Genomic DNA, 24,255 nt, shown 5'->3' on the forward strand with positions numbered 1-24,255 from the left:
TGGGTCTCCTGACGGTAGAAAACCTGAACCTGGGGATCCCGACTTATGACCCATCGCAATACTACAACGCGGTCCGCAATGCGCCGCATACCAGCAAGCAGGGCGAAAGCCTCGACCGCGTCCTGCGCGCCATCGGCCGGGACAACTGATCCCGGCCTGAACGGCGGGGGGTACCATGTCTGACCCCCGCATTCGCTCTGTTCCCGCCCAGCCACGCCCCGGTGATGAGATCGGTGACGTGCTGCAGAATATCCGCCGCCTGATCGCCGAGGATGACGCGCTGTCCGCCGCCCGCGACAGATTGCAGAGCGTGCGCAGCCAGATCCAGCATGAGGACGCCGCCGATTTCCTGGCCCGCCGCTATGGCGGCAATGCAGCGCTGGCGCGTCAGCTTGCGGCGGTCGAAACGCCCGCCAAACCCGGCCCGGCTGCGAGGGACGCGGATGGGGTGGCGCCCGAGATCTGGCCGTTTGGCGGATCGGCCAATGCGCCCGAAGCGCTGCGCCCCGAACCTCAGGGCGAACCTCAGGGCCCGGCCATGCCGCGCAACGATCTGGCCCGACGTCTCGGCAGTCTCTTTGATGAGATGGACGAGGTGGACGGTGGCGATCTGCCGCTGCCCCGTCTGCGGATGACCGAGGCGCAGGCCACGGCCCCGATGCCCCGCTCCGACCACCGCCCCGACCACCGGCCCGAATTCGTGCCTTCGCCGCCGGACAGGGCCGCAGGCGTGCAGGCGCGCACGGCAGAGATCTGGCAGGGGCCGCCCGCGCCGGAACCGCGCCCCGAGCCGTCCGCGCCTCCCGAGGCCGCTGACGACGAAGAGGCCATTCTGGACCTTCTGCGCGAGATGGTCCGCGAACAGATGTCCGAGGCGCTGGTGACCATGCTGCCCGACCGGCTGCGTGGCGACATCCTGCCGGGGCTTCACGAGGATCTGCTGGCCGAGGTCAATACCAGCCTCGCACGGCTGATCGAGACCTCATTGCCCGAACGGCTTGATCCCGAAATCGCCGCGTTGCGGCTGGCGCTTCGTGCCGATCTTGACGCGGGATTGCCCGGCGCAATCCAGCGTGAATTCGAAGCCACGGTGCCTGTGCGGCTGCGCGCCGAGCTGACACGTCTGGCCCAGGCCATGCGCGACGAATTGCTGGCGGATCTGCGCCATACGCTGACCCCGGAACTGACAGCTGCCATCGGTCCGCAACTGCGCGGCGAGGTTCAGGGACTGGAATCTGCGCTGCAGGCTCAGGTTCTTGGCACCCTTCCCGCGGCAGTGCAGTCCGAACTGGACAGCAGCTTTCGTGACCGCCTGAATATCGAACTGCAAAGCGGCTTGCGCGACACGGTTCTGGGCGAGTTGCGCGAGACGGTTCAGACCGAGATCGAAACCGATCTGCCCGACCGGATCCGCGCGGAACTGCCCGCCGGTCTGTCCCGACTGCTGCAGGGCGATCTGCAGGGGCTGCTGCACGAGGCCATCCAGGGTGAGGTGCAGGGCCAGTTGCAGACGGCAATGGATGGCGGCATGCAGGATCAGCTTCGCGCCCGGATCCGTGAGGAAATGCACGGCGAACTGGCAGATGTGATCCGCGATCAGCTGCGCGGCACCCTGCGCGATGCGGTCGAGGAGGGGATTCAGGCCGAACTGCGCGACATGATCCGCGCCGAGTTGCTGGGCGAGTTGGGCGAGCGGTTTTCGCGCAACCTTCGGCTGGTCATCCGCCGCGAGGTGGCAACGGCAGTCGACGCTCAGGTCGACCGGCTGTGACCTCCGGGGGGCGGTCTGCCGCACCCCGGTCGCAGACCCGGACGGACGCCCGATAGGGGCGTCCGACGCCGCGCCGGTTCAGGCGGGACCCAGCGCTCTTCTATTGGCGCGACCGGGCGGGGCGGATGAACACGCCCGATTGCCTTCTCCTGCCGAGAAACGCCCGGTGTCATCGGGCGTTTCGTCCCCCGAACAGCGGGACTCAGCCGCCCGCGGGCAGAGTGGAACCGCCAGCCGGGGCCAGTCAGACAAGGTCCGCATCCGGCGCACGGCCGGGCCGGACAGCAGAACCCTATCCCGCCCCGCGCAGAAAGCGGCGCAGCACCTGCTCCAGCTTGGCCGCGCCCAGGGGGGCCATGGCCTTGGTGTGGTCGTGGCTGATCGCCTCGTCCGACAGCCCCGCGCCCATATTGGTGATGACCGAAACCGCAGCACAGCGCATCCCCAGGAAGCGGCCCAGAATGATCTCGGGCACGGTGGACATGCCCACCGCATCGGCGCCCAGAATGCGGGCTGCGCGGATCTCGGCCGGGGTCTCGAAACTGGGGCCCGAGAACCAGCAATAGACGCCTTCGGGCAGATCGACCCCTTCGGCCTGCGCCGCCGCCGCCAGCCCGGCGCGGATGCCCGCGTCATGGGCGTCGGTCAGCGGCACAAAGCGGGCATCGGTCGGCTCGCCGATCAGCGGGTTGGTGCCCGCGAATGCGATGTGATCGTTCAGCAGCATCAGCCCGCCCGGCGGAATATCGGCGCGCAGCGAGCCCGCCGCATTGGTCAGGATCAGACGGTCGCAGCCAAGGGCCGCCAGCACCTCCAGCGGCAGCCGCATCACATCGGCGCGCCCCTGTTCATAGTAATGCGACCGCCCGCCAAAGACCGCGACGCGGCGCCCCTCCAGCTGGCCGATGACCAGCTGCGGCACATGGCCCGACACGCCCGCATGCGGAAAGCCCGGCAGATCGGAATAGGGGATGGCCACGCCATCCACCTTGCCCGACAGATGGCCAAGGCCCGATCCCAGGATCAGACCATATTCGGGGGGTGCCTCGCCCGCGCGTGCGCGGATGAGGTCGGCCAGTTCAGCGCTCTTTGACATAGGGTTCTCCGCCCGCGCGCGGCGGGATGGCGCGGCCCGCGACACCTGCCAGAATAACGACGGTCAGGATATAGGGCAGCGCGTTCATGATGGCCGAGGGCAGGGCGGCCAGCCAGTTCGGCAGCGACCCGCCCGGCGGCACGGGATAGACATAGGCCATCAGGTCCACGAACAGCGGCATGTTCGGATACAGCGTCACGACCGCCTGCAGCAGCGCGAACAGGAAGGTCGCAAACAGCGCCTGCCACGGATGCCAGCGCGCAAAGATCAGCGCCGCCAGCGCGATAAAGCCGCGCCCCGCCGTCATGTCCCTGGAAAAGCCCGCCGACAGGGCGGTGGCCAGATAGGCGCCCGCCACCCCGGTCAGCAGACCGCAGATGATCACCGCCGAATAGCGCAGCCGCACGACCGAGATGCCCGCCGTATCGACCGAGGCCGGGTTCTCGCCCACCGCGCGCAGCCGCAGGCCAAAGCGGGTGCGGAACAGCACCCACCATGTGACCGGCACCGCCAGCAGCGCGATATAGACCAGGATCGAATGACCCGACAGAAGCTGCGAATACAGCGGCCCGATCAGCGGCACCTCGCGCAGTTCAGCGGCAAAGGGCAGGGTGATCGACTGGAACCGCCCGCTGCCGGTCAGCGGCGGCGTGCGCCCGCCCAGCCCGAAGATATACTGGCCCACCAGCACGGTCAGCCCGGCGGCCAGAAAGTTGATCGCCACGCCGGAAATCAGCTGATTGCCCCGGAAGGTGATCGAGGCCAGCCCGTGGATCAGCGACAGCGCCATCGCCCCCGCGATCCCCGCCATCAGCCCGATCCACGCGCTGCCGGTGGCAAAGGCGATCGCGCCCGAGGTGAAGGCGGCCATCAGCATCTTGCCCTCAAGCCCGATGTCGAAGATGCCCGCGCGTTCCGAATAAAGCCCGGCCAGACAGGCCAGCAGCAGCGGCGGCATCAGCCGCAGGGCGCTGTTGATGCCCTGCATGGCGGCGCGCTGATCGACGATCACCCAGATCAGGCAGATCGCAATGACGATGATGGCGGTCAGACTGTCGCGCAGCTTCATTTGGCGGCCCCTCTCATGCGGCGGGTCGACAGAAACAGCCGCTCAAGCGGCATCCGCACCATATTGTCCAGCGCGCCCGTGAACAGGATCACCAGCGCCTGAATGACCACGATCAGCTCGCGCGGGATCGAGGTCCACAGCGCCAGCTCGCCTCCGCCCTGATAGAGAAACCCGAACAGCAGCGCGGCCAGAAAGATGCCGAAGGGATGGTTGCGCCCCATCAGCGCCACGGCGATGCCGATAAAGCCCGCGCCCTCGACCGCGTTCAGGACCAGCCGTTCGGCCTCGCCCATGACATTGTTGATGGCCATCATCCCGGCCAGCCCGCCCGAGATCAGCATGGTGATCACGGTGATGCGGACCGGGTTGATCCCGGCATAGACGGCGCCGCGTTCCGACCGGCCAAAGGCGCGGATCTGATAGCCCAGCCGGGTGCGCCAGATCAGCGCCCAGATCAGGACACAGGCGGCCACCGCGACCAGAAAGGTGACATTGACCGGCGCATTGCGGCCCCAGACCACGCCGAACCCCGCCGCGATTTCGGACAGCGAGGGCAGGTTGGTGGGCGCAGGAAACCGCGCCGTGGCCGGGTCCATGCTGCCCACCGGGCGCAGCACATGGACCAGAACATGGTTCAGCACCACGGCGGCCAGAAAGTTGAACATGATCGTGGTGATGACGATATGGCTGCCGCGTTTGGCCTGCAAAATCGCCGGGATGAACGCCCATGCGGCACCAAAGACCGCGGCCCCCAGCATGGCGGCGGGCAAGGCCAGCCCCCAATGCGGCAGCGGCAGATAGAGCAGCACCAGCGCGACGCCCAGACCGCCCATCGCGGCCTGCCCCTCGCCGCCGATATTGAACAGGCTGGCGTGATAGGCGACCATCACCGCCAGCCCGGTAAAGATGAAATTGGTCGCGTAATACAGCGTGAAGCCCCAGCCATAGCTGGAGCCAAGCGCCCCCTCGACCATGACCGTCAGCGCCTCCCACGGGCTTTCCCCGATGGCGAGGATGACCAGCGCGGAAATCCCCATCGCCAGCAGCAGCGAGATCAGCGGCGTCAGGATCACATCCGCCCATTTCGGCATCTTTTCCATCAGGCCGATCCTTCCGGCAGTTCCTCGACATGCGCGGATCCCGGCGGGATGCCTGCATCTGCGGGCGTGTGTTCGGTGTCGGTGATGCCCGCCATCAGCAGGCCCAGCTCTCCGGTGGTGGTCTGGGCGGGCAGACGTTCGCCCATGATGCGGCCGTCGAACATCACCGCGACGCGGTCGGACAGCGCCAGAATCTCGTCCAGTTCAACGCTGACCAGCAGGATCGCCTTGCCCGCGTCGCGCAGCTCGATGATGCGCTTGTGGATGAACTCGATGGCGCCGATGTCGACGCCGCGCGTCGGCTGGCCGATCAGCAGCAGGTCGGGATTGCGCTCGATCTCGCGCGCGACGACGATTTTCTGCTGATTGCCGCCCGAGAAATTCCGCGCCGCCAGATCACAGTCGCGGGGGCGCACGTCGAAACGTTCCATCTTGGCCTGCGCGTCGCGGCGGATGGCGTGGTTGTCCATCAGCCAGCCCTTGTTGAATTCGGGCGCGTCCTGCCAGCCGAAGGCCACGTTTTCCCAGGCGGTGAAATCCATGATCAGCCCCTCGACCTGCCGGTCTTCGGGGATGTGGCCGACGCCGTCGCGGCGCCGCTGCCCCGCATCGCAGCCGCGCCCGGTCAGGGGCAGGGGGGCGCCGTTCATCCGCACCTCGCCCGAGATCCGCGCGCCCTTTTCGGGATAGCCGCCCAGAATTTCCAGCAACTGCGTCTGACCGTTGCCGCTGACCCCGGCGATGCCCAGAATCTCGCCCGCGCGGATGTCCAGGCTGATGCCGCGCAGGCGGTCGACGCCGTCGTCATCGCGCATGGTCAGGTCGCGCACCTCAAGCACCGGGGCCTGGGGCCGCGCCGGGGTCTTGTCGACATTCAGCAGCACCTTGCGACCGACCATCAGCTCGGCCAGGTGCTCGGGGCTGGTCTCGCTGGTTTTGACCGAGGCCACCATCTCGCCGCGCCGCATGACCGACACATTGTCGGTGATCTCCATGATTTCGCGCAGCTTGTGGGTGATCAGGATGATCGTCTTGCCCTCGTCGCGCAGCCCTTCCAGAATGCGGAACAGGTGATCGGCCTCGGCGGGGGTCAGCACGCCGGTCGGTTCGTCCAGGATCAGGATGTCGGCCTGCCGGTACAGCGCCTTGAGGATCTCGACCCGCTGCTGGTGGCCGACCGACAGGTCCTCGATCCGCTCGTCGGGATCGACATTCAGCTGATATTCGGCGGCCAGCTGCTTCAGCACGCCGCGCGCCTTGGCCAGCGAGGGGCGCAGAAGCGGCCCGTCCTCGACGCCCAGAATGATATTTTCCAGCACGGTGAAATTCTGCACCAGCTTGAAATGCTGGAACACCATGCCGATGCCCGCGCGGATCGCGGTCTGGCTGTCGGCGATGGTGATGGGCTGTCCGCCCACCAGAATCTGCCCGGCATCCGGCTTGTAAAAGCCATAGAGGATCGACATCAGCGTCGATTTCCCGGCGCCGTTTTCACCGATAATGCCGTGGATCGTGCCCTTGGGCACGCGCAGATTGATGTCGCGGTTCGCCTGAACCGCGCCGAACGCCTTCGAGATGCCGCGCAACTCGATGGCAGCGGGGGCGGCCTCGGCCGGCCGCCCCCCTGTCACACCGCCTGTCGCCGTCATTACGAGGCCGGGCAGGTGCTGTCGGTCATGTAGTTGTGGACCGCAACCTCGCCCGAGGCGATGGCGGCGCGCGCCTCGTCCACGGCGGCCTGCATCTCGGCATCGACCAGATCGGCGTTGTTTTCGTCGATGGCCACATCCACGCCCTCGGCGGCCAGATCCATGACCCGCAGCCCCGGCTCAAGATCGGCGCCCGCCGTGAAGGCGTCGAACACGGCATTGTCGACGCGCTTGATCATCGAGGTCAGCACCTGCCCCGGATGCAGCGCATTCTGGTTGCTGTCGACGCCGACCGACAGCACGCCCTCATCCGCCGCCGCCTGAAGGATGCCGATGCCGGTGCCGCCCGCCGCCGCAAAGATCACGTCCGCGCCTTGCGAGATCTGCGCCCGCGCCAGTTCGCCGCCGCGCACCGGGTCGTTCCAGGCATCCGCCGTGGTGCCGGTAAAGTTGATCAGCACGCTGCCCTCGGGCTGGACCGATTTGAACCCCTGGGCAAAGCCGCAATGGAATTTGTGGATCAGCGGAATGTCCATGCCGCCGATAAAGCCCACCGTCCCCGAATCCGAGGCCATCGCGGCCATCACACCGGCCAGATAGCTGCCCTCTTCCTCGGTAAAGACGATGGACTGGACGTTGGGCTGTTCGACCGCCATGTCGATGATGGCGAATTTCGTGTCCGGATAGTCGGGCGCCACCTGCGTCAGCACATCGCCAAAGGCAAAGCCGATCATGACGATCGGGTTCGATCCGCTTTCGGCCAGACGGCGCAGGGCCTGCTCGCGCTGCGCCTCGGACTGCATCTCCAGTTCGCGATAGGTGCCGCCGGTCTCTTCGACCCAGCGCTGCGCGCCCATATAGCCCGCTTCGTTGAAGGATTTGTCGAACTTGCCGCCCAGATCATAGATCAGCGCCGGGTCGGCCAGCGCCGCGCCCGCACCCATTGCCGTCAGGGCAACACCCGCCAGAAGCGTTTTTTTCAGGGACATGAAAGACCTCATCCTGTTATGTGCGGGCGATTCAGTCCGGCCCGCTGATGGTTGCGATTAGGGCGCATCGCCTTGGGGTGGTCAACTGCCTTCTTGGCGCCCGCCAAGGTCCAGCCGCATGACGATCGCGTCAATGCCCGCCCCGTAATACCCGCGCCGCCGCCCGGCCTCCAGCCAGCCCAGCCCGGCATACAGCGCACGTGCCGCAACGTTTTCCGCCGCGACCTCCAGAAACGCGGCCTCTGCCCCTGCCGCGCGGGCCGTGGCTGCGAATTCGGCGGTCAGCGCCCGGCCGGTGCCGTTTCTGCGGGCATCGGGGTCGACCGCCAGCGTCAGCAGCTCGGCCTCGCCCGCCAGCGCGCGGCCCAGCAGAAAGCCCGCCGGGCGCCGCAGCAGAAACGTGCCGCGCGCGCCGGTCAGGGCGGCGAATTCCGGGGCGCTCCAGGGGCGGGGGCGGGTAAAGCAGCGGGCATGCAGATGCGCCAGTGCCGCCGGATCAGGCAATTCGCTCATGGCTGGATCACGGCTGCAGGATCACGGGCGCCGGATCGCGGGCAGGCGCCGCATCGGCGGGGCGCAGATACAGCGGCGCCGGGCGCAGTGGCGGCGGGCCGGGGGCCTCCATGCGCAGGGCAGCAAGGCGCGCCACCGCCTCGGCCAGCGGGACCGCCGACATGGTCGGCGCGGGGCCGGGCGGCAGCGCGCCGGCTGCGGCTTGCCGTGGCCGGCTCCCCCCTTCCGGTCCGTCCGCCGGCCCCTGCTCCGGCCCATCCTCCGGCCCGAAATCCTGCCAGATCAGCTGCCCCCCGCGCCCCTCCAGCGCCACGCGGCACGGGCGCGGCAGGCCATATGCCGCAGCCTCGGTCGCGCTGATCCCCACCGCAGGCACCCCCAGCGCCAGCGCCAGCCCGCGCGCCGCCGCGACCGCGACCCGGATGCCGGTGAAATTGCCCGGCCCCACGCCGACACCGATCACGTCCAGATCGCTGAAACGCAGTCCCGCCCCGGCCAGCAGATCCGTCAGCATCGGCATCAGCCGCTCGGCCTGCCCCTTTGCCATCGGCTCATGGCACTGCGCCAGAACCCGGTCGCCGCGCAGCAAAGCGGCCGCGCAATGCGCGGCCGATGTGTCGAACCCTAACGTGACCCGCTCAGGCAACGGGCCGCACCTCGACCACCTCGGGGATATAGTGGCGCAGCAGGTTCTCGATCCCCATCTTCAGCGTCAGGGTCGAGGACGGGCAGCCCGCGCAGGCGCCCTGCATATGCAGATAGACGATGCCGCGATCAAAGCCGTGAAAGGTGATGTCGCCGCCATCCTGCGCCACCGCCGGGCGCACCCGCGTGTCCAGCAGTTCCTTGATCTGCACCACGATCTCGGCATCCGGCCCGTCATGGGCGGCATGCCCGCCCGCCTCGTCGCCCGACCCGTCCAGCGCCGGGGCGCCCGACTGGAAATGCTCCATGATGGCGCCCAGAACCGAGGGTTTCAGATGGTCCCACAGCGCCGCATCCGTCTTGGTGACGGTCACGAAATCGCGGCCCAGAAAGACGCCCGCCACGCCCGGAACCGCAAAGATGCGCCGCGCCAGGGCCGAGGTCGCGGCCGCCTCAAGGGTCGGGAAATCGGCGGTGCCGCTGCCCAGCACGGTCTCGCCGGGCAGGAATTTCAGCGTCGCGGGGTTGGGCGTGGTCTCGGTCTGGATGAACATGGGGGCGCTCCTTTGATGCCGATATGGCGATCAGGGGGGCAGGGGTCAAGTTCTGCCCGGCAGATGGCGCCGCGCAGGCGCGCATCAGGTGCCCGCATCAGGTAATCGCCTCAAGCCGTTCCTTGGACAGATCGCCGGGAACGATGGTGACCGGACAGGGCAGCGCGCCCGCATCGCGCAGCAGCCGGTTCAGCACCGGGTTCTGCGCGCCGCTGTCGCTGCTCAGCCCCAGCACGACGATGCCGATCTGGCCGTCTTCCTCGATCAGGGCCAGCAACTGCTCGGCCGGGTCGCCCTCGCGGATGATCAGCTCGGGCTCGACCTTGGGGCGCGAGCGCATCCATTTGGCAAAGACCTCGAAATGCGCCTCGATCCGCTCGCGGGCCTCGGCGCGCATGACCTCGGCCACGCCGAAACCGTGCTGGATGTCCTCGGTCGGGATCACCGACACGATGACCACGCCGCCCCCGGTATTGGCGGCGCGCATGGCGGCAAAGCGCATGGCGTTCAGGCATTCTCGGCTGTCGTCCAGCAGGACCAGGGATTTGCGCATGATGACCAGTCGCATGTTGATTATTTCAGCACTGTACCCGCCAGCAGCGGGTTCAGCGCGCACAGAGTGGCCGATGTGCCATGCACGCGCAAGTGATTGCATGGATTGTGGGCAGAGCAGTTTCCATTGGTGCGCCGATATGCTAGCGGCGGAAGGAAGCAGGCAGACAACGGACGGTTCCGTGACGATCCACCACGACTGGGACAAAACCGATTCCGCGCGACTCGCGGCCCTGACCTCGCCCCGCATGGCGTGGTTTCTGGGCGAGGCGGCCGCCCCCGGCGTCAATCCCATGCCCCGGTCCAAGCGCATCTTCGACATCTGCTTTGCGCTGCTGTTGCTGGTGCCGCTGTCGGTGGTGATGCTGATCGTGGCGCTGCTGCTGCTGGTCGCGCAAGGCCGTCCGGTCTTTTACGCGGCGCACCGGATGCGGGGCCCGAACGAGCCCTTCACCCATTTCAAGTTCCGCACCATGATCAGTCAGCAGCAGGATTCGGGTGTGACCGGCGGGCACAAGAAATGGCGCATCACGCCGCTGGGACGCTTCATGCGCCGTTCCCGCATTGACGAGCTGCCGCAGCTGTTCAACATCCTGCGCGGCGACATGAGCTTTGTCGGACCGCGCCCGACAATCCGTCAGTATGTCGAGCGTTATCCCACGGTGTACAGTCAGGTCCTGAAAAGCAGGCCCGGCGTCACCGGTCTTGCGACGCTGATTTACCATCGCCACGAGGACAGCATTCTCGCCGGCTGCAAAAGCGCCGAAGAGACCGAGCAGGCCTATGCGCGCCGTTGCCTGCCCACCAAGCTGAAGATCGACCTGATCTATCAGCGCAATCGCAGCTTCTGGCTTGACCTCTGGATCATGTGGCGGACCGTCGTGATCGTGGTGGGACGCGACCGCAGACTGGCCCGCAAGAAAAAGAGCAGATCCGACATGGGCGGATCGCCCTGCTCAGACTGATCGCCCTGCCCGGACTGAGAGTCCATCAGGATCGCATGCACCGGCAGTCGTCTTCCCCATGAAGCAGCCCTTTGATCCGATTGCAGAGATGAACAACAAGAAGCACTGCTATCTGGTCACCGGTGGGGCAGGGTTTATCGGCAGCAAGCTGGTCACCAGCCTGATGGCCGGGGGCGCACGGGTGATCGTGCTCGACGATCTGTCCTCGGGACGCCGCGACGCCCTGCCTGACGGGGCAGAGCTTGTTCCGGGCGATATTCGCGACCCGGATCTTGTCTCCGGTCTGATGGCACGGTGCGACGGGGTGTTTCACCTTGCCGCCTGCGTCTCGGTGACCGAATGTATCGACAGATGGGCCAATGCAAGTTCGATCAATCTGGCGGGCACCATCGCGGTCTTTCTGGCCGCGCAGACCAACGGCAATATCCCGGTCGTCTATGCGTCCTCGGCGGCGGTCTATGGCGGCGGGCAACCGCTGCCGGTCAGTGAACGATCTCTGCCCCGGCCGGTTTCGCCCTATGGTGCCGACAAGCTGGCATCCGAACATCACGCCGCGGCGATGTGGCAGGTCAAAGGTCTGCCGTCATTCGGACTGCGCTTTTTCAACGTCTTCGGTGACGGGCAGCAGGCCGATTCGCCCTATGCCGGTGTGATCTCGCGATTCATGGCCGACCGGCTGGCCGATGCGCCGTTCACGATCTTCGGGGACGGGCTGCAAAGCCGCGACTTCGTTCATGTCGATGACATTGTCCGGTCGCTGATGGTGTCGATGACCCGCCTGACCATGCAGCCGGGCTGCGAGGTGGTGAATGTCTGCACCGGCCATCAGACCAGCCTCAACGAACTGGCCGATCTGATTGATCAGGTGGCGCAGCGCCAGCCGGTCGCCCGGCGGTTTGCGGCACCAAGGGGCGGCGACATCCGGCATTCGCGCGGCTGCACTGCGCTGGCGCGGGAAACACTGGGCTTTTCCGCCCGGATCGGGCTGCGCGACGGCCTGCACCGGCTCTGGGCCAGTCTGGCGCAGCGCTAGGATCGCACCGGCCCGCCATCGGGGCTGTCAGATGAACGGATCATCCGGGTATCCCACGCCCCTCAGATACAGACCATGCGGCGGGCAGACCGGCCCGCAGGCCGCCCGGTCGCGCGCCGCCAGCGCCTGCGCCACCCGGTCAGGCGCCCATGATCCCGCGCCCACCCGCTCCAGCGTGCCGACAATGGATCGCACCTGATTGTGCAGAAACGACCGCGCCCGCAGGTGAAAGCGGTATTCGCGGCCATGGGGGGTGGCGGCCTCCTCGATCGTGATCTCGTCCAGCGTCTTCAGCGGGCTTTTCGCCTGACAGATCGACGACCGGAAGGTGGTGAAGTCATGCGCCCCGGTCAGATGCACAGCCCCCGCCCGCATCGCATCCAGGTCCAGCGGATTGCGGACCTGCCAGACCAGCCCCCGGTCATGGGTCATCGGCGCCCGCCTGCTGACCAGCCGGAACAGATAGCGCCGCTCGGTCGCGGAAAAGCGGGCGTGGAAGTCATCGGCCACCCGCGCGGCGGCCAGAATGGCGACCGGGGCGGGTTTCAGATGCCAGTTCAGCGCCTCGGCCAGCCGGAACGGGTCCCAGTCGCGGGTCAGATCGGCATGGGCCACCTGTCCGGTCGCATGCACGCCCGCATCCGTGCGCCCGGCCGCCGCGATCCGGGCGCCTGCCGCAAAACCCCCGTCCAGCCGCGCCAGCGCCGCCTCGATCGCGCCCTGAACCGAGGGCTGGTCGGCCTGCGCCTGCCAGCCTGCAAAGGGCGCACCGTCATATTCAACCCGCAGCGCGTATCGCGGCATCAGTCTGGCGTCTTTGTCGGGGTCTTCTGGCCAGACGGTTTCTGGCCGGGAAAGGACTGCGCCAGCAACTGCTCCAGCGTCTGCGCCTCCTGGCTTTGCAGGGCGGGGCGGTCCTCGGCCGTGACCGAGGTGGCCGCGCCGGTCAGCCCCTCGCGGGCCAGCCGTTCGCGCAGCACCGACATCTCGATGTCCAGCGCCTCGCGGTCGCCCTCCATCAGCTTGTCGGCGCGGGCCAGAAAGTCACGCTCCAGCTCGTCCAGAAAGGCCAGATATTCGGCGCGGACGGCCTGATCCTGCGTGCGCGCATACAGATCGGCAAAGCGCACCGTCGCATCGCGCGCGCCCATCAGATAGACGCCCAGATAGCGCCGGGCCGAGGACAGCCCGCCCGGATTTTCCCGCAGCCGGTCGAACAGGTGTTGCACGGCGGCGGCGAACATGGCCACGCGCGCCTCAAGCCTGCGGTCACCGGCGCGGGCGATGGCCTCGGACATCTGCGCCAGATGGCCCTCGGCCTCGTCGATCATGCGGGCGGCGCGGTCCTGCTGAAAGCTGTCGACCCCCTCGGGCGTCTTGTCGCGCATCGGGTCGGGGCCAAAGGCCAGCACATGCAGCGCCAGCCCGGCAGCCCCGATCAGCGCCGCATCCAGCCCCAGACCGGGCCCCGCCACCGCAAGCCCCAGCCCCGCGCCCGCCATCACGCCGCCGAACAGCTTGCGCGGGATCGCCGGGCGGCGGGCCACGCGCCGCGCCTCATAGACCGCCTGCGCGACCAGCCCCTCGCGCGTCATCCACATGCCGCTGGCGATCAGGCCAAAGGCGGCCAGGTCGGTGACCATGCCCGCCGCCCCCTGAAAGAAGGCGCCCAGCACGATGGGAAAGGCCGCGACCGTGACCCATTTGGGCCGCCCCTCATGGGGGTGGCGCGGCACGGGGGGCGGCGCGGGCGGCTGTCCACCGGGTTGCTTGCCGGGCAGATTGTTGCGCAACAGGTTTTCGGGCGAAAAGCGGCCGCCAAAGCGTTGTGACATGCCCCGCCCCTCAGCCCACGAAACCGGCATAGAGCGTCAGCAGCACCAACAGGTAGAAACTGAGCCTCTGGCGGGCGGTCGTGGACATGGGCAGGCTCCTTTTCGCGGGCATCGTGCCCCGTGACGCCTATATCGGGCATCGGCGCGCGGATTTCAAACCGCAGAGATGATGCAGTGATGATGCAGAGATGATGCAGTGATGATGCAGGCGCTATCCGGCGGGCGCAAACAGCCGGTCCAGTGCCGCATCCAGCGGCGCGGGGTCATGCAGATGCAGCCGCACCGGCAGCGCCATCACCTTGCGGCGAAAGGCGCGGGGCAGGCGGGCGGCGTCCTTTTCGGTGGTGACCAGTTGGGCGCCCAGCAGCCGCGATTCGGTTTCCAGCCGGGTCAGCAGGGCGGGGGTAAAGGGCTGGTGATCCTCCAGCGCCTCGGCCCGGACCAGATCGGCGCCAAGCGCGCGCAGGGTGGCAAAGAACTTCTCGGGATGCCCGATCCCTGCAAAGGCCAGCGCCCGGTGGCCGCGCCAGTCGAACCCCATCTGCAAGGGGCGCAGCTCGGCCCGCAGATGCGGCGGCCCATCCGGCGGCCCATCCGGTGGCGACGCGGATGGCGTGGCAAAGCCCGCCTGCGCCCCGTCCGGCCCGATCGAGAGCAGCAGATCCGCCCGCGCCAGCCCCTCGGCCACCGGCTCGCGCAGCGGGCCTGCGGGCAGGCACAGCCCGTTGCCAAAGCCCTTGGCCGCGTCGACCACGACCAGCGACAGGTCATGCGCCAGCGCCGGGTCCTGAAACCCGTCATCCAGCACGATCGCCTGCGCGCCTGCCGCCACCGCCGCCCGCGCCCCCGCCAGCCGGTCGCGCGCGACCCAGACCGGCCCGAAGGCCGCCATCAGCAACGGCTCATCCCCGGTCAGGGCGGCGTCATGGGCGCGCTCGTCCACGCGCAGCGGGCCGGTGGCGGTGCCCCCGTATCCGCGCGAGACGACATGCACGGCCACCCCTCGCGCCGCCAGCGCCATCTGCAGATGGATCACGGTCGGCGTCTTGCCGGTGCCGCCCGCGTTCAGGTTGCCGACGCAGATCACCGGCACGCCGACCCGCGCCCGCGCGCCCGCCGCCAGCCGCCGCGCCGTGGCACGGGCATAAAGCGCACCCAGAGGCGCCAGCAGACGCGCGCGCAAGGTCGGCGGGCGGATGAACCAGAAGGCGGGGGCTTTTCTCATGCGGGGCTGCCCGCGACGGCCTGCGACAGCGCCTCGAACACGCGGTCGGCGATGCGGATGGCGACATCGGCGCCGCCGGTGCTGACCGACCAGGCGTTGCGGGCGAGCGTGGCGATCATTTCGGAGGAGGTCAGTTCGATCATGACCTGCGCCAGCGCCTCGTCGCCGCTGACCGCCCGCGCCGCGTCCGCACGGTCAAGCTGCTGCCATTCGGTCGCGTGCCGCCCGGTCTGCGGCCCGTGCACGATGGCCGAGCCAAGGGCCGCAGGCTCGAACGGGTGGCGCGCGGCGGCGTCGTCGCCCGACAGCGTGCCGCCCATGAAGCTGACCGGCGCCAGCCGGTACCACAGGCCCATCTCGGTCAGCCCGTCGGTCAGCAGCACCTGAATATCGGGGGCCGGGTCCTCATCCGCCGCGCGGCGCGCGACGCTGAGACCCATCGCCTCGATCCTTTCGGCCAGGGCATCGGCGCGATGCGCCTCGCGCGGGGCAAGGATCAGCAGCGCGCGGTGCGACCGGCGCAGCACCGCCTCATGCGCGGCCAGAACGGCCTGTTCCTCGGCCGGGGGCAGGGCTGCGGCAAACCATGTGTGGCGCCCCTCCATCAGACCGGCCATGGCGGTCCGTTCGGCCTCGGCGCAGTTCAGCGGCTCGCGGATCTGGGTGACGGGGCCGGTCAGGTCCAGCCGCTCGCGCGCAACGCCCATGCGCAGGGCGGCGGTTTCGCTGGCATTGTCGGCCACCAGCACGGCGGCCATGGATTGCAGCAACTGCCGCCGCAGCAGCGATTGCAGCCCCCAGCCGCGGTTGCCCGCCCCCTGCGTGCCCTCCAGCCGCGCCTCGGCCAGCACCACGGGCAGGCCGCGCTCCTCGGCGGCGGCGATCAGCGCCACCGGCAGGGACGAGCCGATCAGCAGCAGCGCGCGGGGCCGGGCGCTGTCCAGCAACTGACGCATCAGCACCGGGTCGTCGCCGGGATCGGGGCCGGGATCGGTGCGGGGATCGGTCCGGGGATCGGTGGTGCCGGGACCGGTGCCGCGATCATCCCCCCTGCCCGGTGCGGCCGCCAGCCGGATCACCCGCAGATCGGGGCGCAGCGTCATCAGCCGCCGCAGCACCTGCTGTTCGGCATGCGGCGCATCGGGCGAGACATGCAGGACCAGCGCGGGGCCGGTGCCCGGCGGCACCCTGGGCAGGGCTGCGGCCAATGCTGCGGCCTGCGCGCCCCGGCTGCGCAGGTGCAGCCACAGCCCCAGTTGCCCCAGCCCCGCCGTGGCCATCAGCCGCCCAGTTCCTCGGTCGGGCTGACCTCGCGTTCCTCGTCGCGCAGCCGGTGCAGATGGGCGATGAAATAGCGGGTATGGGCGCTGTCGACGGTGCGCTGCGCCTCGGCCTTCCAGGCGGCAAAGGCGGTGGCATAGTCGGGGAAGATGCCGACCATATGGATGGCATTGGTGTCGCGGAACTGGGTGCCTTGGGGATCGGTCAGTTCTCCGCCAAAGACAAGATGCAGACGCTGGCTCATGGGGCCTCCTGAGGGTTGTCGGAAAGGGGCTTTCGGAACTGGGCCGACCCTAACGCGGCAGCGCAGCAAGATGAAGCGGATTTGAACGCGGCGCGCGTTCTTGACAGCCCGGCTGGCGGGGCGTAGGGGCCGGGCTGTCGAAAAGATTTCAGGCCGGTCAGGTTATTCCGGCCCCTGCCTCCCGCAGGATCCAGTCGTGCCCGTCACGAACCCACGGCGCCAACGTGAACGTATGGCGCTGTCTGGTCCGGGTCCTGCCGTGGTCATGTCAGCGCCCCTTGGGTGAAAAAGACATGAACAAGAAAACACTGATCATCGCGCAAATTCTGATGACCTTCCTGATGGCCCTGTCGATGTCGGGCATCATGTCCGCCATGGCGCTGGGGCTGACGCGCCACTGGCTGGCGGTCTGGCCGCAGCAATTCCTGATCGCCTGGCCGATCGCCTTTGCGCTGACACTGGTGGCCACGCGGATCGCCTTTCCGCTGGCAGCAAGGCTGGGCCGCCTGATCTGAGGCGCGCCCCGGCCCAGCCCCTCAGCCCAGCCTCACACCGGCCTCAGCCCTGATCGCCGGACAGTTCCATGATCACGGCCCATTCGGCCTCGGTCACGGGCTGGACCGACAGGCGGGTGTTGTTGACCAGCACCATCTCGCGCAGGCGCGGCTCGGCCTTGGCCTCGTCCAGACTGACGGCGCGGGGCAGCTTGCGCACGGCGCGCACATCGACGCAGTCCCAGCGGGGATCGTCGGTGGTGCTGTCGGGATGGGCCTCGGCGATCACCTCGCAGATGCCCACGGCCTCCTTGCCGATATTGCTGTGATAGAACAGGCCCAGATCGCCGACCTGCATCGCCCGCATCATGTTGCGGGCCTGATAGTTGCGCACCCCGTCCCACTGCTCGCCCGTCTCGCCACGGGCGACCAGATCGTCCCAGCCAAAGACATCGGGTTCGGATTTGAACAGCCAGTAGGCCATCAGCCGATCACCTTTTTCCATTCGGTGATCTCGACCCGCTCGAACAGGCCTGCGGTCTTGTAGGGATCGGCCTCGGCCCAGGCTTCGGCGGCGGCCAGATCGGCGGCCTCCAGCACGACCAGAGAGCCGCACATCCCGCCGTCCTCGATCAGCGGGCCGGCCATGGCGACGATGCCGCTGTCCCGGATATGGGCCAGATGGGCCTCGCGGGTGGCCATGCGGACGGGCAGGGCGCCGGGCTTGTCCCGGCAGATCACGGCAAACAGGGGCATCATTCCTCCTTCAAGGGGCGGGCCAGCAGATGGTCCATGGCCTTTTCCACCGAAATCGCGCCCTGGGCAAGCCGCGCGACCATGGCGCAGATCGGCAGGTCCAGCCCGTCACGATCCGCCATCAGCGCCAGCGCGCGCGCGGTCGCCGCACCCTCGACCGTGGTGGCGGTGTCGAACGCCTCGCCGCGCCCCAGCGCGCAGCCAAAGCGGAAGTTGCGCGACTGCCCCGAGGTGCAGGTCAGCGTCAGATCGCCCAGACCCGACAGGCCGGTCAGCGTCTCGGGGCGGGCGCCCAGATGGGTGGCCAGCCGCGTCATTTCGGCAAAGCCGCGCGTGATGATCGCGGCGCGCGCGCTGTCGCCCAGCCCCGCGCCGATCACCGCCCCCGCCGCGATCGCCATGACGTTTTTCAGCGCTCCGCCCAGTTCGGCGCCGGTCACATCGCTGGTGCGGTAGAGCCGCAGCACCGGCGTCGACAGCGCCTCTTGCAGCGCCTCGCCCGCCTGCGCGTCGGCGCAGGCCAGCGTCAGCGCGGTGGGCAGGCCCCGCGCAATATCGGCGGCAAAGGACGGCCCGGTCAGCACCGCCACCACCGCACCGGGGCAGCGCGCCGCGATCAGCGCCGAAGGCCCGGTCAGCGTCTCAAGATCAATCCCCTTGGCGGTGCTGACCAGCCGCTTGCCCGCCAGCGCCGGGCCATGCTGCGCCAGAAACCCGCCCATCGCCTGCGCGGGCAGGGCCAGCAGGATGGTGTTGGCGCGCAGGGCCGCGCCCGGATCATCGCTCACACGCACGGCGTCGGGCAGGCGCACGCCGGGCAGGCGCGGGTTCTCGCCGTGCCAGTCGATCCGTCGCCCCCAAAGGGTCACCGGCCCGTTGGCGGCCAGAGCCACCGCCAGCGCCGTGCCGAATGCGCCTGCACCCAGAACTGCGATCATGCCTTGGCCCCCTTCTTGCCGCTGCCCAGCATCGGCGCGGCCTTGCTGTCCAGCGGCCAGCGCGGGCGCGCGGCCAGATCCATCCCGTCGCGCTGGCCCGCGCGGTAAAGCTCGATCCCCGCCCATGCGATCATGGCGCCATTGTCGGTGCACAGCCGCAGCGGCGGCGCCAGAAACCGCGCGCCCGCCTGCGCCGCGACCCGTTCCAGCGCGGCCCGGATCTGGCCGTTGGCCGCCACGCCGCCCGCCACCGCCAGCACCGGCGCCGGGCTGAGGGCCAGCGCCCGGCGCGATTTCTCGGCCAGCACATCGGTCATGGCGCCCTGGAACGCGGCGCAGAGATCGCGCCGGTCGGCCTCAAGCAGCCCGCCCTGCGCGGCGATCAGCCCGTCGCGGGCGCGCAGGGCTGCGGTCTTCAGCCCCGAAAAGGACATGTCGCAGCCGGGCCGGTCCAGCAGCGGTCGGGGCAGGGGGAATCGCCCCGGATTGCCCTGCGCGGCGGCGGCCTCGACATGCGGGCCGCCGGGCTGGGGCAGGGCCAGCAGCTTGGCCAGCTTGTCAAAGGCCTCGCCCGGCGCGTCGTCGATGGTGCCGCCCAGCCGGGTAAAGGCGTCCGGCCCGCCGACCCGCAGGAACTGGCAATGCCCGCCCGAGACCAGCAGCATCAGATAGGGATAGTCCACCCCGTCGGTCAGGCGCGGCGTCAGCGCATGGCCCGCCAGATGGTTCACGCCCAGCAGCGGCAGGCCGGTGCCCGCCGCAATCCCCTTGGCGCACATCACGCCCGCCATCACGCCACCGATCAGCCCCGGCCCGGCGGTCACCGCAATCCCCGACAGCGCGCCCAGCCCGACGCCCGCCTGCGACAGCGCCTGCTCGATCACCAGATCCAGACGCTCGGCATGGGCGCGGGCGGCGATTTCCGGCACGACGCCGCCGAAATCGGCATGCAGATCGGTCTGGCTGCTGACCACGCTGGACAGAATGCGCCGGTCGCCCGTCACCACGGCGGCGGCAGTGTCGTCGCAACTGCTCTCGATGCCCAGAAAGATCAGATCCTGCATGCTCTTGCTCACATCCCGGGCGGCGGCTACCCCTGAGAGGGACTAGCACCGGCAGAGGAGCATGCCAATGCCAGCCGCGCCCCCACCTGTCCGGCCGCCGCCCCTGCTGCTGACCCGCCCCGAGCCCGATTCGCGGCGCTTTGCGGCGCTGCTGCCCGGCTGGCCGGTGGTGATCTCGCCCATTCTGCGGATCGTGCCGGTGGCCCATGATGCGGCGGCGCTGGCGCGGGCGCCGGGGCTGGTCTTTACCTCGGCCCATGCGGTGGCGGCAGCGGGGCCGGGGCAGGGGCGGCCCGCCATCTGCGTGGGCGGTCGCACGGCGCAGGTGGCGCAGGCGGCGGGGTTCCGGGTGACGGCGGGCAACGGCTTTGCCGACAGCCTGCTGCCGCTGATCGAGGCTGCCGACACGCCGCTGATCCATCCCCATGGCCGCCATCTGGCCCGCCGCCTGCCGGTGCCGGGCGTGGTCGTCTATGACCAGCAGGCGCTGCCGCTGTCTGCGCAGGCCCGCGCCCTGCTGGCGGGGTCAGAGCCGGTCATCCTGCCGGTATTCTCCCCGCGTTCGGCGCAGCTTCTGGCGCAGGCGGTGGCGCAGGCGCAGGCCCCGCTCTGGCTGGTGGCGATCAGCCCGGCGGCGCGGGCGGCATGGCCGGATCCCGCCCCGGCCAGACCGGCGCGGGTGATTGTCGCGCGCACGCCCGATGCTCAGGCGATGGGCGCGGCGGTCAGACAAATTGCCCGCGCGGAACAAAGCTGACCGCGCGCGGGTTGAGCAGGCGGCATCCGCCGACTAGGCTGTCGGCGACGCGCGCTGTCGCGGGCCTGCGGGCATGCCATCGAAACGGGGACTGACGTGACGACATCACAGGATAACGGGGCCGACCGGCCCGAGACCGGCACCACAGAGGCGCCCACAGCCACCGCGCGGCCCCAGCCCGCCGAGCCCGGCGTGATTGCCAGCACCGATATTGGTGCAGGCAAACCCGCGCAGGCCGGCCAGCCGGGCGAGATCGGGCCGATTGATTCGACCCTCGTGGGCGATCAGGCGGGCGGCCTGCCCGCGGCGGCACCCAAATCCGCCGCGCCCCAATCGACCACGCCCAAATCGACCACGCCCCCCTGGGACAGCCTGCCCCCAACACCATCCGACCCGAAATCCCCCGACCCGAAATCATCCGATTCGACCGCAGTCCCCAAGGCGGCACCCGTGCCCGCCCCGGTTCCGGCCCCGCGCCGGTCAGGCGGCTTCTGGCCGCTGGCCCTTGGCGGTGCGGTTGCCGCAGGGATCGGTGCCGCGGCGGCGATCTATGCGCTGCCGCAGCTGCCGCCCGAATGGCAGCCCGCAACCGCGCCGCAGGACAGCACACAGGCCGCCGCACCCGTCGATGAGGCCGCGATCCTTGCTGCCGCTGAAAATGCCGCCGAAGAGGCCACCCGCCGCTTCCTGGCCGAGGAACTGGCGGCCCTGCCCCAGACCGAAGCCTTCCAGCCGCCGCAGGACCTGCTCGACGGCATCGAACAGCAGGCCATGCGCATCGACGCGCTGGAAGAACAGCTGGCCGCGCAACCTGACGCGCCCGAGGCCCCCGACCTCGCGCCGCAGCTGGCCGAGTTGCAGCAGCGTCTGGACGCCCAGCAGACCGCGCTGGACGAGCTGTCCGCCCGCCCCGCCTTTGACCCCGAAGCCGCGCAGGCTCTGCAACAGCAGATCGAAACCGCCGCAGCCGAGGCCGAAGAACGCCTTGCCGCCGCACAGGCCGAGGCGCAGACCCTGCAGGATGCCGCCGCCGCCAGCACCCGCCGCGCCGAGGCGGTGGCCGCCATCGCCGCGCTGCAATCGGCGCTGGATCAGGGCGTGACCCCCGATGAGGCGCGCGAGGCGCTGGCCGCCGCCGGGCTGGACGCCCCCGAGGCGCTGGCCACCCCGGTCCCCAGCCTGACCGAGCTGCAGGCCGGGTTCCCCGAGGCCGCGCGTGCCGCGTTGCGCGCCGGGCTGCGCGCCGAAAGCGCGGGCGGGCAGGGCAATCTGGTGACGAATTTCCTGCGCGCCCAGACCGGCGCCCGCTCGGTCGCGCCGCGCGAGGGGGATGACCCCGACGCCGTCCTGTCGCGCGCCAATGCGCAGGTCGAGGGGGGCGCGATCGCCCCCGCGCTGGAGGAACTGGCGGCGCTGCCCGAGGCAGCCCGCACCGCCCCCGCCATGGCCGCATGGCTGGCGCGGGCCGATGCATATGCGAGCGCGCAGGCGGCCTTGTCCGACCTGTCCTCGGACCAGAACTGAGGGCCGCAAAATGTTGTTATCGCTTCTGAAAGTCCTGTTCTTCTTTGCCGTCGTGCTGGCGCTTGCGCTGGGCGCCACCTGGCTGTCGGAAACCGGCCAGATGCTGCGCATCGAATATGGCGGCGTCGAATATGCGCTGACCCCGGTCAAGGCCGTGGTGGCTTTGGGCGTGCTGGCGCTGCTGATCTGGCTGGTGATCAGGCTGCTGGGCCTGCTCTGGGCCTCGCTGCGCTTCCTTGCCGGCGATGAGACGGCGATCAACCGCTATTTCGCCCGCTCGCGCGAGCGCAAGGGCTATGCCGCCTTTGCCGATGGAATGCTGGCCGTCGCCTCGGGCGAGGGCAAGCTGGCGCAGGACAAGGCCGCCAAGGCCGCGCGCTATCTGAACCAGCCGCATCTGACCAATCTGCTGGCCGCGCAGGCCGCCGAGACGGCAGGCGACCGGCAGAAAGCCATCGCCGTCTATCGCGAACTGCTCGACGACGACCGCACCCGCTTTGTCGGCATCCGCGGCCTCATGCGCCAGAAACTGGCCGAGGGCGACACCCACAAGGCGCTGTTGCTGGCGCAAAAGGCCTATGCGCTGAAGCCCCGCCACAAAGAGGTTCAGGACACGCTGCTGGATCTGCAGACCCGCGAACACGACTGGAAAGGCGCCCGCCAGACGCTGAAGGACAAGCGCGTGCAGGGCGATCTGCCCAAGGATGTGGCCCTGCGCCGCGAGGCGGTGCTGGCCCTGCAAGAGGCCAGCGACGTTCTGGCCAAGGGCAACTCGATCAGCGCGCGCGAGGCGGCGATTTCGGCGGCCAAGGCCTCGCCCGACCTGATCCCGGCGGCGGTGCTGGCCGCGCGCAGCTATGTCGCGCAAAAGGATTTCCGCAACGCCTCGCGCATTCTGGAGAAAACCTGGTCGGTGCGCCCGCATCCCGACATCGCGGCGGCCTATGCCGAAATCGCGCCCGACGAATCCTCGGCCGCGCGTCTGCGCCGCTTTGACAACCTGATCCGCAAGAACCCCACGCATGAGGAAACGCGCCTGTTGCAGGCCGAACTGCTGCTGAGCGCCGAGGATTTCCCCGCCGCCCGCCGCGCGCTTGGCGATCTGGCCGAAACGCATCCGACCGTGCGCACCCTGTCGATCATGGCCGCGATCGAACGCGGCGAGGGCTCTGATGACAGCGTCGTGCGCGGCTGGCTGACCCGCGCCCTGACCGCCTCGCGCGGATCGCAATGGGTCTGCGACAAGTGCCACAATGTCATGCACGCATGGTCGCCGGTCTGCGACAGCTGCGGTGGCTTTGACACGCTGACCTGGCGCGAACCCGATGGCCCGCGCGGCACCGCCCCCACCTCGTCCACCGGGGCCGAGATGCTGCCGCTGCTGGTCGGCGCCCCGAAACAGGCCCCGAAACAAGCGGCGCAATCCGGGTCGGGCGATCAGGCCGTGCCCGATCTGGCCGATCCGGTCCAGCCGCATCCGCCCGGCCCTGCCGCGCCCCATTCACCCGACGCCGCGGCGCCAAAGCCGCGCCGTGACATTCCCAATGTCGCCCCCGGCTTTGTGCCGCGCGAATCGGATTATGATGACATGGAGCCCGCCCGCACCGTCACCACCCCCGAACCGCGCCGGACCCCGCAACCGGCCCCCGCCCCCCAGCCCGCAATGGCCCCCGCGCCCGTCCCGGCAGAGGTGCCCGACCTGACCGGCAAGGCCGAAGAGGCCCCCGCCGAGGCCAGCCCCGCCCTCGTCCTGCCCGCGGATGCCCCGGCAGAGGTGCAGGTGACCCCCCCGGTGGATCAGCCCGCCGCCTCGCACCCGTCTTCTGCGCGCCCATCGTCGGTGAGCCCGTCTCAGGACGAGCCGCGCATGGTGCGCCCCGATGTCGAGCCCCCGGAAGAGGCCGACTGGACCGAGGGAAAATCGCGCCCCTGACGGGTGTGACCGCAGGGCCGGGCAACGAACCGGCAGCCAAACCGTGCGGGCGGCGAAAAAATCCGCCCGCGCCCTCTTCCCCCCCGCGACCGGACCTGCTATCCGGCGCGGCATCACCCGGATGCGGCACCTGCCATGGCATGCGCGGCAAAAGGGGATAGGGTCGGCCCGTCCAACGGGTCAGGTACGCCGCTGTAGCTCAGCTGGTAGAGCACGTCATTCGTAATGATGGGGTCGGGGGTTCGAGTCCCTTCAGCGGCACCACCTC

General features: G+C 69.3%; 25 protein-coding genes, 1 tRNA gene and 1 pseudogene. 9 read left to right on the top strand and 18 right to left on the bottom strand.

What is annotated here, in order from left to right; all coding sequences use genetic code 11:
• A pseudogene (locus tag ACK41U_RS09935) lies at nt 1-149 on the top strand (transporter); the annotation flags it as partial.
• Nucleotides 150-175: 26 nt separating this feature from the next.
• Nucleotides 176-1,771 (top strand): hypothetical protein, encoded by a 1,596-nt coding sequence (locus ACK41U_RS09940; RefSeq protein WP_409679169.1) that lies wholly within the window; start codon nt 176-178, stop codon nt 1,769-1,771.
• A gap of 292 nt (nt 1,772-2,063) precedes the next feature.
• On the opposite strand, the gene ACK41U_RS09945 is transcribed toward ACK41U_RS09940, so the two are convergent.
• The 9 genes from ACK41U_RS09945 to ACK41U_RS09985 all read right to left on the bottom strand — a co-directional run bounded on the left by ACK41U_RS09945 (nt 2,064) and on the right by ACK41U_RS09985 (nt 9,939).
• On the bottom strand, nt 2,064-2,867 hold the full coding sequence (locus ACK41U_RS09945; protein ID WP_409679172.1) for a purine-nucleoside phosphorylase: 804 nt from the start codon (nt 2,865-2,867) through the stop codon (nt 2,064-2,066).
• Complete coding sequence (locus ACK41U_RS09950; protein ID WP_409679322.1) at nt 2,851-3,855, bottom strand: ABC transporter permease; 1,005 nt, start codon at nt 3,853-3,855, stop codon at nt 2,851-2,853. The genes ACK41U_RS09945 and ACK41U_RS09950 overlap by 17 nt, the downstream gene beginning before the upstream one ends.
• A 77-nt stretch (nt 3,856-3,932) precedes the next feature.
• Nucleotides 3,933-5,036 (bottom strand): ABC transporter permease, encoded by a 1,104-nt coding sequence (locus ACK41U_RS09955; RefSeq protein ID WP_409679174.1) that lies wholly within the window; start codon nt 5,034-5,036, stop codon nt 3,933-3,935.
• Entirely contained in the window at nt 5,036-6,685 is a 1,650-nt protein-coding gene (locus ACK41U_RS09960; RefSeq protein ID WP_409679177.1) for an ABC transporter ATP-binding protein, read from the bottom strand. Before ACK41U_RS09960 ends, ACK41U_RS09955 begins: the two co-directional genes overlap by 1 nt.
• A complete protein-coding gene (locus ACK41U_RS09965) occupies nt 6,685-7,674 on the bottom strand; it encodes a BMP family protein (RefSeq protein WP_409679180.1) in 990 nt (329 codons plus the stop codon). Before ACK41U_RS09965 ends, ACK41U_RS09960 begins: the two co-directional genes overlap by 1 nt.
• An 81-nt stretch (nt 7,675-7,755) precedes the next feature.
• Nucleotides 7,756-8,187, bottom strand: a complete 432-nt coding sequence (locus ACK41U_RS09970) for a GNAT family N-acetyltransferase (RefSeq protein WP_409679184.1) — start codon at nt 8,185-8,187, stop codon at nt 7,756-7,758.
• 7 nt (nt 8,188-8,194) lie between these two features.
• On the bottom strand, nt 8,195-8,833 hold the full coding sequence (gene tsaB / locus ACK41U_RS09975; RefSeq protein ID WP_409679186.1) for a tRNA (adenosine(37)-N6)-threonylcarbamoyltransferase complex dimerization subunit type 1 TsaB: 639 nt from the start codon (nt 8,831-8,833) through the stop codon (nt 8,195-8,197).
• A complete protein-coding gene (locus tag ACK41U_RS09980; RefSeq protein WP_409679189.1) occupies nt 8,826-9,386 on the bottom strand; it encodes a NifU family protein in 561 nt (186 codons plus the stop codon). The genes tsaB and ACK41U_RS09980 overlap by 8 nt, the downstream gene beginning before the upstream one ends.
• Nucleotides 9,387-9,483: 97 nt before the next feature.
• Complete coding sequence (locus tag ACK41U_RS09985) at nt 9,484-9,939, bottom strand: universal stress protein (RefSeq protein ID WP_409679324.1); 456 nt, start codon at nt 9,937-9,939, stop codon at nt 9,484-9,486.
• Here ACK41U_RS09985 and ACK41U_RS09990 point away from each other — a divergent pair.
• Both ACK41U_RS09990 and ACK41U_RS09995 read left to right on the top strand, forming a co-directional pair.
• Nucleotides 9,938-10,903 carry a sugar transferase gene (locus ACK41U_RS09990; protein ID WP_409679192.1) on the top strand — a complete coding sequence of 322 codons (966 nt, stop codon included), beginning with the start codon at nt 9,938-9,940 and terminating at the stop codon, nt 10,901-10,903. The genes ACK41U_RS09985 and ACK41U_RS09990 overlap by 2 nt on opposite strands.
• Before the next feature lie 88 nt (nt 10,904-10,991).
• Nucleotides 10,992-11,936, top strand: coding sequence for an NAD-dependent epimerase/dehydratase family protein (locus ACK41U_RS09995; protein WP_409679194.1), 945 nt, complete (start codon nt 10,992-10,994; stop codon nt 11,934-11,936).
• Between the two features lie 27 nt (nt 11,937-11,963).
• Here ACK41U_RS09995 and truA read toward each other — a convergent pair whose 3' ends face one another.
• From truA to ACK41U_RS10020, 5 genes are all read right to left on the bottom strand, one after another.
• Entirely contained in the window at nt 11,964-12,740 is a 777-nt protein-coding gene (gene truA / locus ACK41U_RS10000) for a tRNA pseudouridine(38-40) synthase TruA (protein WP_409679196.1), read from the bottom strand.
• Complete coding sequence (locus ACK41U_RS10005) at nt 12,740-13,771, bottom strand: 5-bromo-4-chloroindolyl phosphate hydrolysis family protein (RefSeq protein WP_409679199.1); 1,032 nt, start codon at nt 13,769-13,771, stop codon at nt 12,740-12,742. Before ACK41U_RS10005 ends, truA begins: the two co-directional genes overlap by 1 nt.
• Before the next feature lie 211 nt (nt 13,772-13,982).
• Nucleotides 13,983-14,996, bottom strand: coding sequence for a tetraacyldisaccharide 4'-kinase (gene lpxK / locus ACK41U_RS10010; RefSeq protein ID WP_409679202.1), 1,014 nt, complete (start codon nt 14,994-14,996; stop codon nt 13,983-13,985).
• Nucleotides 14,993-16,276 carry a 3-deoxy-D-manno-octulosonic acid transferase gene (locus ACK41U_RS10015; protein WP_409679205.1) on the bottom strand — a complete coding sequence of 428 codons (1,284 nt, stop codon included), beginning with the start codon at nt 16,274-16,276 and terminating at the stop codon, nt 14,993-14,995. The genes lpxK and ACK41U_RS10015 overlap by 4 nt, the downstream gene beginning before the upstream one ends.
• On the bottom strand, nt 16,276-16,521 hold the full coding sequence (locus ACK41U_RS10020) for a DUF4170 domain-containing protein (RefSeq protein WP_409679207.1): 246 nt from the start codon (nt 16,519-16,521) through the stop codon (nt 16,276-16,278). The genes ACK41U_RS10015 and ACK41U_RS10020 overlap by 1 nt, the downstream gene beginning before the upstream one ends.
• 293 nt (nt 16,522-16,814) lie before the next feature.
• On the opposite strand from ACK41U_RS10020, the gene ACK41U_RS10025 reads away from it, so the two are divergent.
• Entirely contained in the window at nt 16,815-17,036 is a 222-nt protein-coding gene (locus ACK41U_RS10025; RefSeq protein WP_409679210.1) for a DUF2798 domain-containing protein, read from the top strand.
• A gap of 43 nt (nt 17,037-17,079) precedes the next feature.
• Here ACK41U_RS10025 and ACK41U_RS10030 read toward each other — a convergent pair whose 3' ends face one another.
• The 4 genes from ACK41U_RS10030 to tsaD are packed head-to-tail and all read right to left on the bottom strand — an operon-like array spanning nt 17,080 to nt 19,773.
• On the bottom strand, nt 17,080-17,499 hold the full coding sequence (locus tag ACK41U_RS10030; RefSeq protein WP_409679327.1) for an EVE domain-containing protein: 420 nt from the start codon (nt 17,497-17,499) through the stop codon (nt 17,080-17,082).
• Nucleotides 17,499-17,774, bottom strand: coding sequence for a YciI family protein (locus ACK41U_RS10035; RefSeq protein WP_409679212.1), 276 nt, complete (start codon nt 17,772-17,774; stop codon nt 17,499-17,501). The genes ACK41U_RS10030 and ACK41U_RS10035 overlap by 1 nt, the downstream gene beginning before the upstream one ends.
• Entirely contained in the window at nt 17,771-18,709 is a 939-nt protein-coding gene (locus tag ACK41U_RS10040; protein ID WP_409679215.1) for an NAD(P)H-dependent glycerol-3-phosphate dehydrogenase, read from the bottom strand. The genes ACK41U_RS10035 and ACK41U_RS10040 overlap by 4 nt, the downstream gene beginning before the upstream one ends.
• The gene (gene tsaD, locus ACK41U_RS10045) at nt 18,706-19,773 is read right to left on the bottom strand and encodes a tRNA (adenosine(37)-N6)-threonylcarbamoyltransferase complex transferase subunit TsaD (protein ID WP_409679218.1); all 1,068 of its coding nucleotides are present in this window, start codon (nt 19,771-19,773) and stop codon (nt 18,706-18,708) included. The genes ACK41U_RS10040 and tsaD overlap by 4 nt, the downstream gene beginning before the upstream one ends.
• A gap of 67 nt (nt 19,774-19,840) precedes the next feature.
• Between tsaD and ACK41U_RS10050 the strand changes: the two genes are divergently transcribed.
• The 4 genes from ACK41U_RS10050 (at nt 19,841) to ACK41U_RS10065 (ending at nt 24,251) form a co-directional block, all read left to right on the top strand.
• On the top strand, nt 19,841-20,530 hold the full coding sequence (locus tag ACK41U_RS10050) for a uroporphyrinogen-III synthase (RefSeq protein ID WP_409679220.1): 690 nt from the start codon (nt 19,841-19,843) through the stop codon (nt 20,528-20,530).
• Nucleotides 20,531-20,626: 96 nt separating this feature from the next.
• Nucleotides 20,627-22,054 carry a COG4223 family protein gene (locus ACK41U_RS10055; protein ID WP_409679223.1) on the top strand — a complete coding sequence of 476 codons (1,428 nt, stop codon included), beginning with the start codon at nt 20,627-20,629 and terminating at the stop codon, nt 22,052-22,054.
• 10 nt (nt 22,055-22,064) lie between these two features.
• Entirely contained in the window at nt 22,065-23,987 is a 1,923-nt protein-coding gene (locus ACK41U_RS10060; protein ID WP_409679225.1) for a heme biosynthesis HemY N-terminal domain-containing protein, read from the top strand.
• A gap of 188 nt (nt 23,988-24,175) precedes the next feature.
• Nucleotides 24,176-24,251 (top strand) — tRNA-Thr (locus tag ACK41U_RS10065).
• Nucleotides 24,252-24,255: the final 4 nt, after the last annotated feature.

The organism is Paracoccus sp. (in: a-proteobacteria), from assembly GCF_046289755.1.
Taxonomy (GTDB): Bacteria; Pseudomonadota; Alphaproteobacteria; order Rhodobacterales; family Rhodobacteraceae; genus Paracoccus.

Excerpts from the sequence above, each read along its gene's own strand:
- ACK41U_RS09940 (WP_409679169.1), top strand. The coding sequence starts at position 176 with ATGTCTGACCCCCGCATTCGCTCTGTTCCCGCCCAGCCACGCCCCGGT.
- ACK41U_RS09945 (WP_409679172.1), bottom strand. The coding sequence starts at position 2,867 with ATGTCAAAGAGCGCTGAACTGGCCGACCTCATCCGCGCACGCGCGGGC.
- ACK41U_RS09950 (WP_409679322.1), bottom strand. The coding sequence starts at position 3,855 with ATGCAGGGCATCAACAGCGCCCTGCGGCTGATGCCGCCGCTGCTGCTG.
- ACK41U_RS09955 (WP_409679174.1), bottom strand. The coding sequence starts at position 5,036 with ATGGAAAAGATGCCGAAATGGGCGGATGTGATCCTGACGCCGCTGATC.
- ACK41U_RS09960 (WP_409679177.1), bottom strand. The coding sequence starts at position 6,685 with ATGACGGCGACAGGCGGTGTGACAGGGGGGCGGCCGGCCGAGGCCGCC.
- ACK41U_RS09965 (WP_409679180.1), bottom strand. The coding sequence starts at position 7,674 with ATGTCCCTGAAAAAAACGCTTCTGGCGGGTGTTGCCCTGACGGCAATG.
- ACK41U_RS09970 (WP_409679184.1), bottom strand. The coding sequence starts at position 8,187 with ATGAGCGAATTGCCTGATCCGGCGGCACTGGCGCATCTGCATGCCCGC.
- ACK41U_RS09980 (WP_409679189.1), bottom strand. The coding sequence starts at position 9,386 with ATGTTCATCCAGACCGAGACCACGCCCAACCCCGCGACGCTGAAATTC.
- ACK41U_RS09990 (WP_409679192.1), top strand. The coding sequence starts at position 9,938 with ATGATGACCAGTCGCATGTTGATTATTTCAGCACTGTACCCGCCAGCA.
- ACK41U_RS09985 (WP_409679324.1), bottom strand. The coding sequence starts at position 9,939 with ATGCGCAAATCCCTGGTCCTGCTGGACGACAGCCGAGAATGCCTGAAC.
- ACK41U_RS09995 (WP_409679194.1), top strand. The coding sequence starts at position 10,992 with ATGAACAACAAGAAGCACTGCTATCTGGTCACCGGTGGGGCAGGGTTT.
- truA (WP_409679196.1), bottom strand. The coding sequence starts at position 12,740 with ATGCCGCGATACGCGCTGCGGGTTGAATATGACGGTGCGCCCTTTGCA.
- ACK41U_RS10005 (WP_409679199.1), bottom strand. The coding sequence starts at position 13,771 with ATGTCACAACGCTTTGGCGGCCGCTTTTCGCCCGAAAACCTGTTGCGC.
- lpxK (WP_409679202.1), bottom strand. The coding sequence starts at position 14,996 with ATGAGAAAAGCCCCCGCCTTCTGGTTCATCCGCCCGCCGACCTTGCGC.
- ACK41U_RS10015 (WP_409679205.1), bottom strand. The coding sequence starts at position 16,276 with ATGGCCACGGCGGGGCTGGGGCAACTGGGGCTGTGGCTGCACCTGCGC.
- ACK41U_RS10020 (WP_409679207.1), bottom strand. The coding sequence starts at position 16,521 with ATGAGCCAGCGTCTGCATCTTGTCTTTGGCGGAGAACTGACCGATCCC.
- ACK41U_RS10025 (WP_409679210.1), top strand. The coding sequence starts at position 16,815 with ATGAACAAGAAAACACTGATCATCGCGCAAATTCTGATGACCTTCCTG.
- ACK41U_RS10030 (WP_409679327.1), bottom strand. The coding sequence starts at position 17,499 with ATGGCCTACTGGCTGTTCAAATCCGAACCCGATGTCTTTGGCTGGGAC.
- ACK41U_RS10035 (WP_409679212.1), bottom strand. The coding sequence starts at position 17,774 with ATGATGCCCCTGTTTGCCGTGATCTGCCGGGACAAGCCCGGCGCCCTG.
- ACK41U_RS10040 (WP_409679215.1), bottom strand. The coding sequence starts at position 18,709 with ATGATCGCAGTTCTGGGTGCAGGCGCATTCGGCACGGCGCTGGCGGTG.
- tsaD (WP_409679218.1), bottom strand. The coding sequence starts at position 19,773 with ATGCAGGATCTGATCTTTCTGGGCATCGAGAGCAGTTGCGACGACACT.
- ACK41U_RS10050 (WP_409679220.1), top strand. The coding sequence starts at position 19,841 with ATGCCAGCCGCGCCCCCACCTGTCCGGCCGCCGCCCCTGCTGCTGACC.
- ACK41U_RS10060 (WP_409679225.1), top strand. The coding sequence starts at position 22,065 with ATGTTGTTATCGCTTCTGAAAGTCCTGTTCTTCTTTGCCGTCGTGCTG.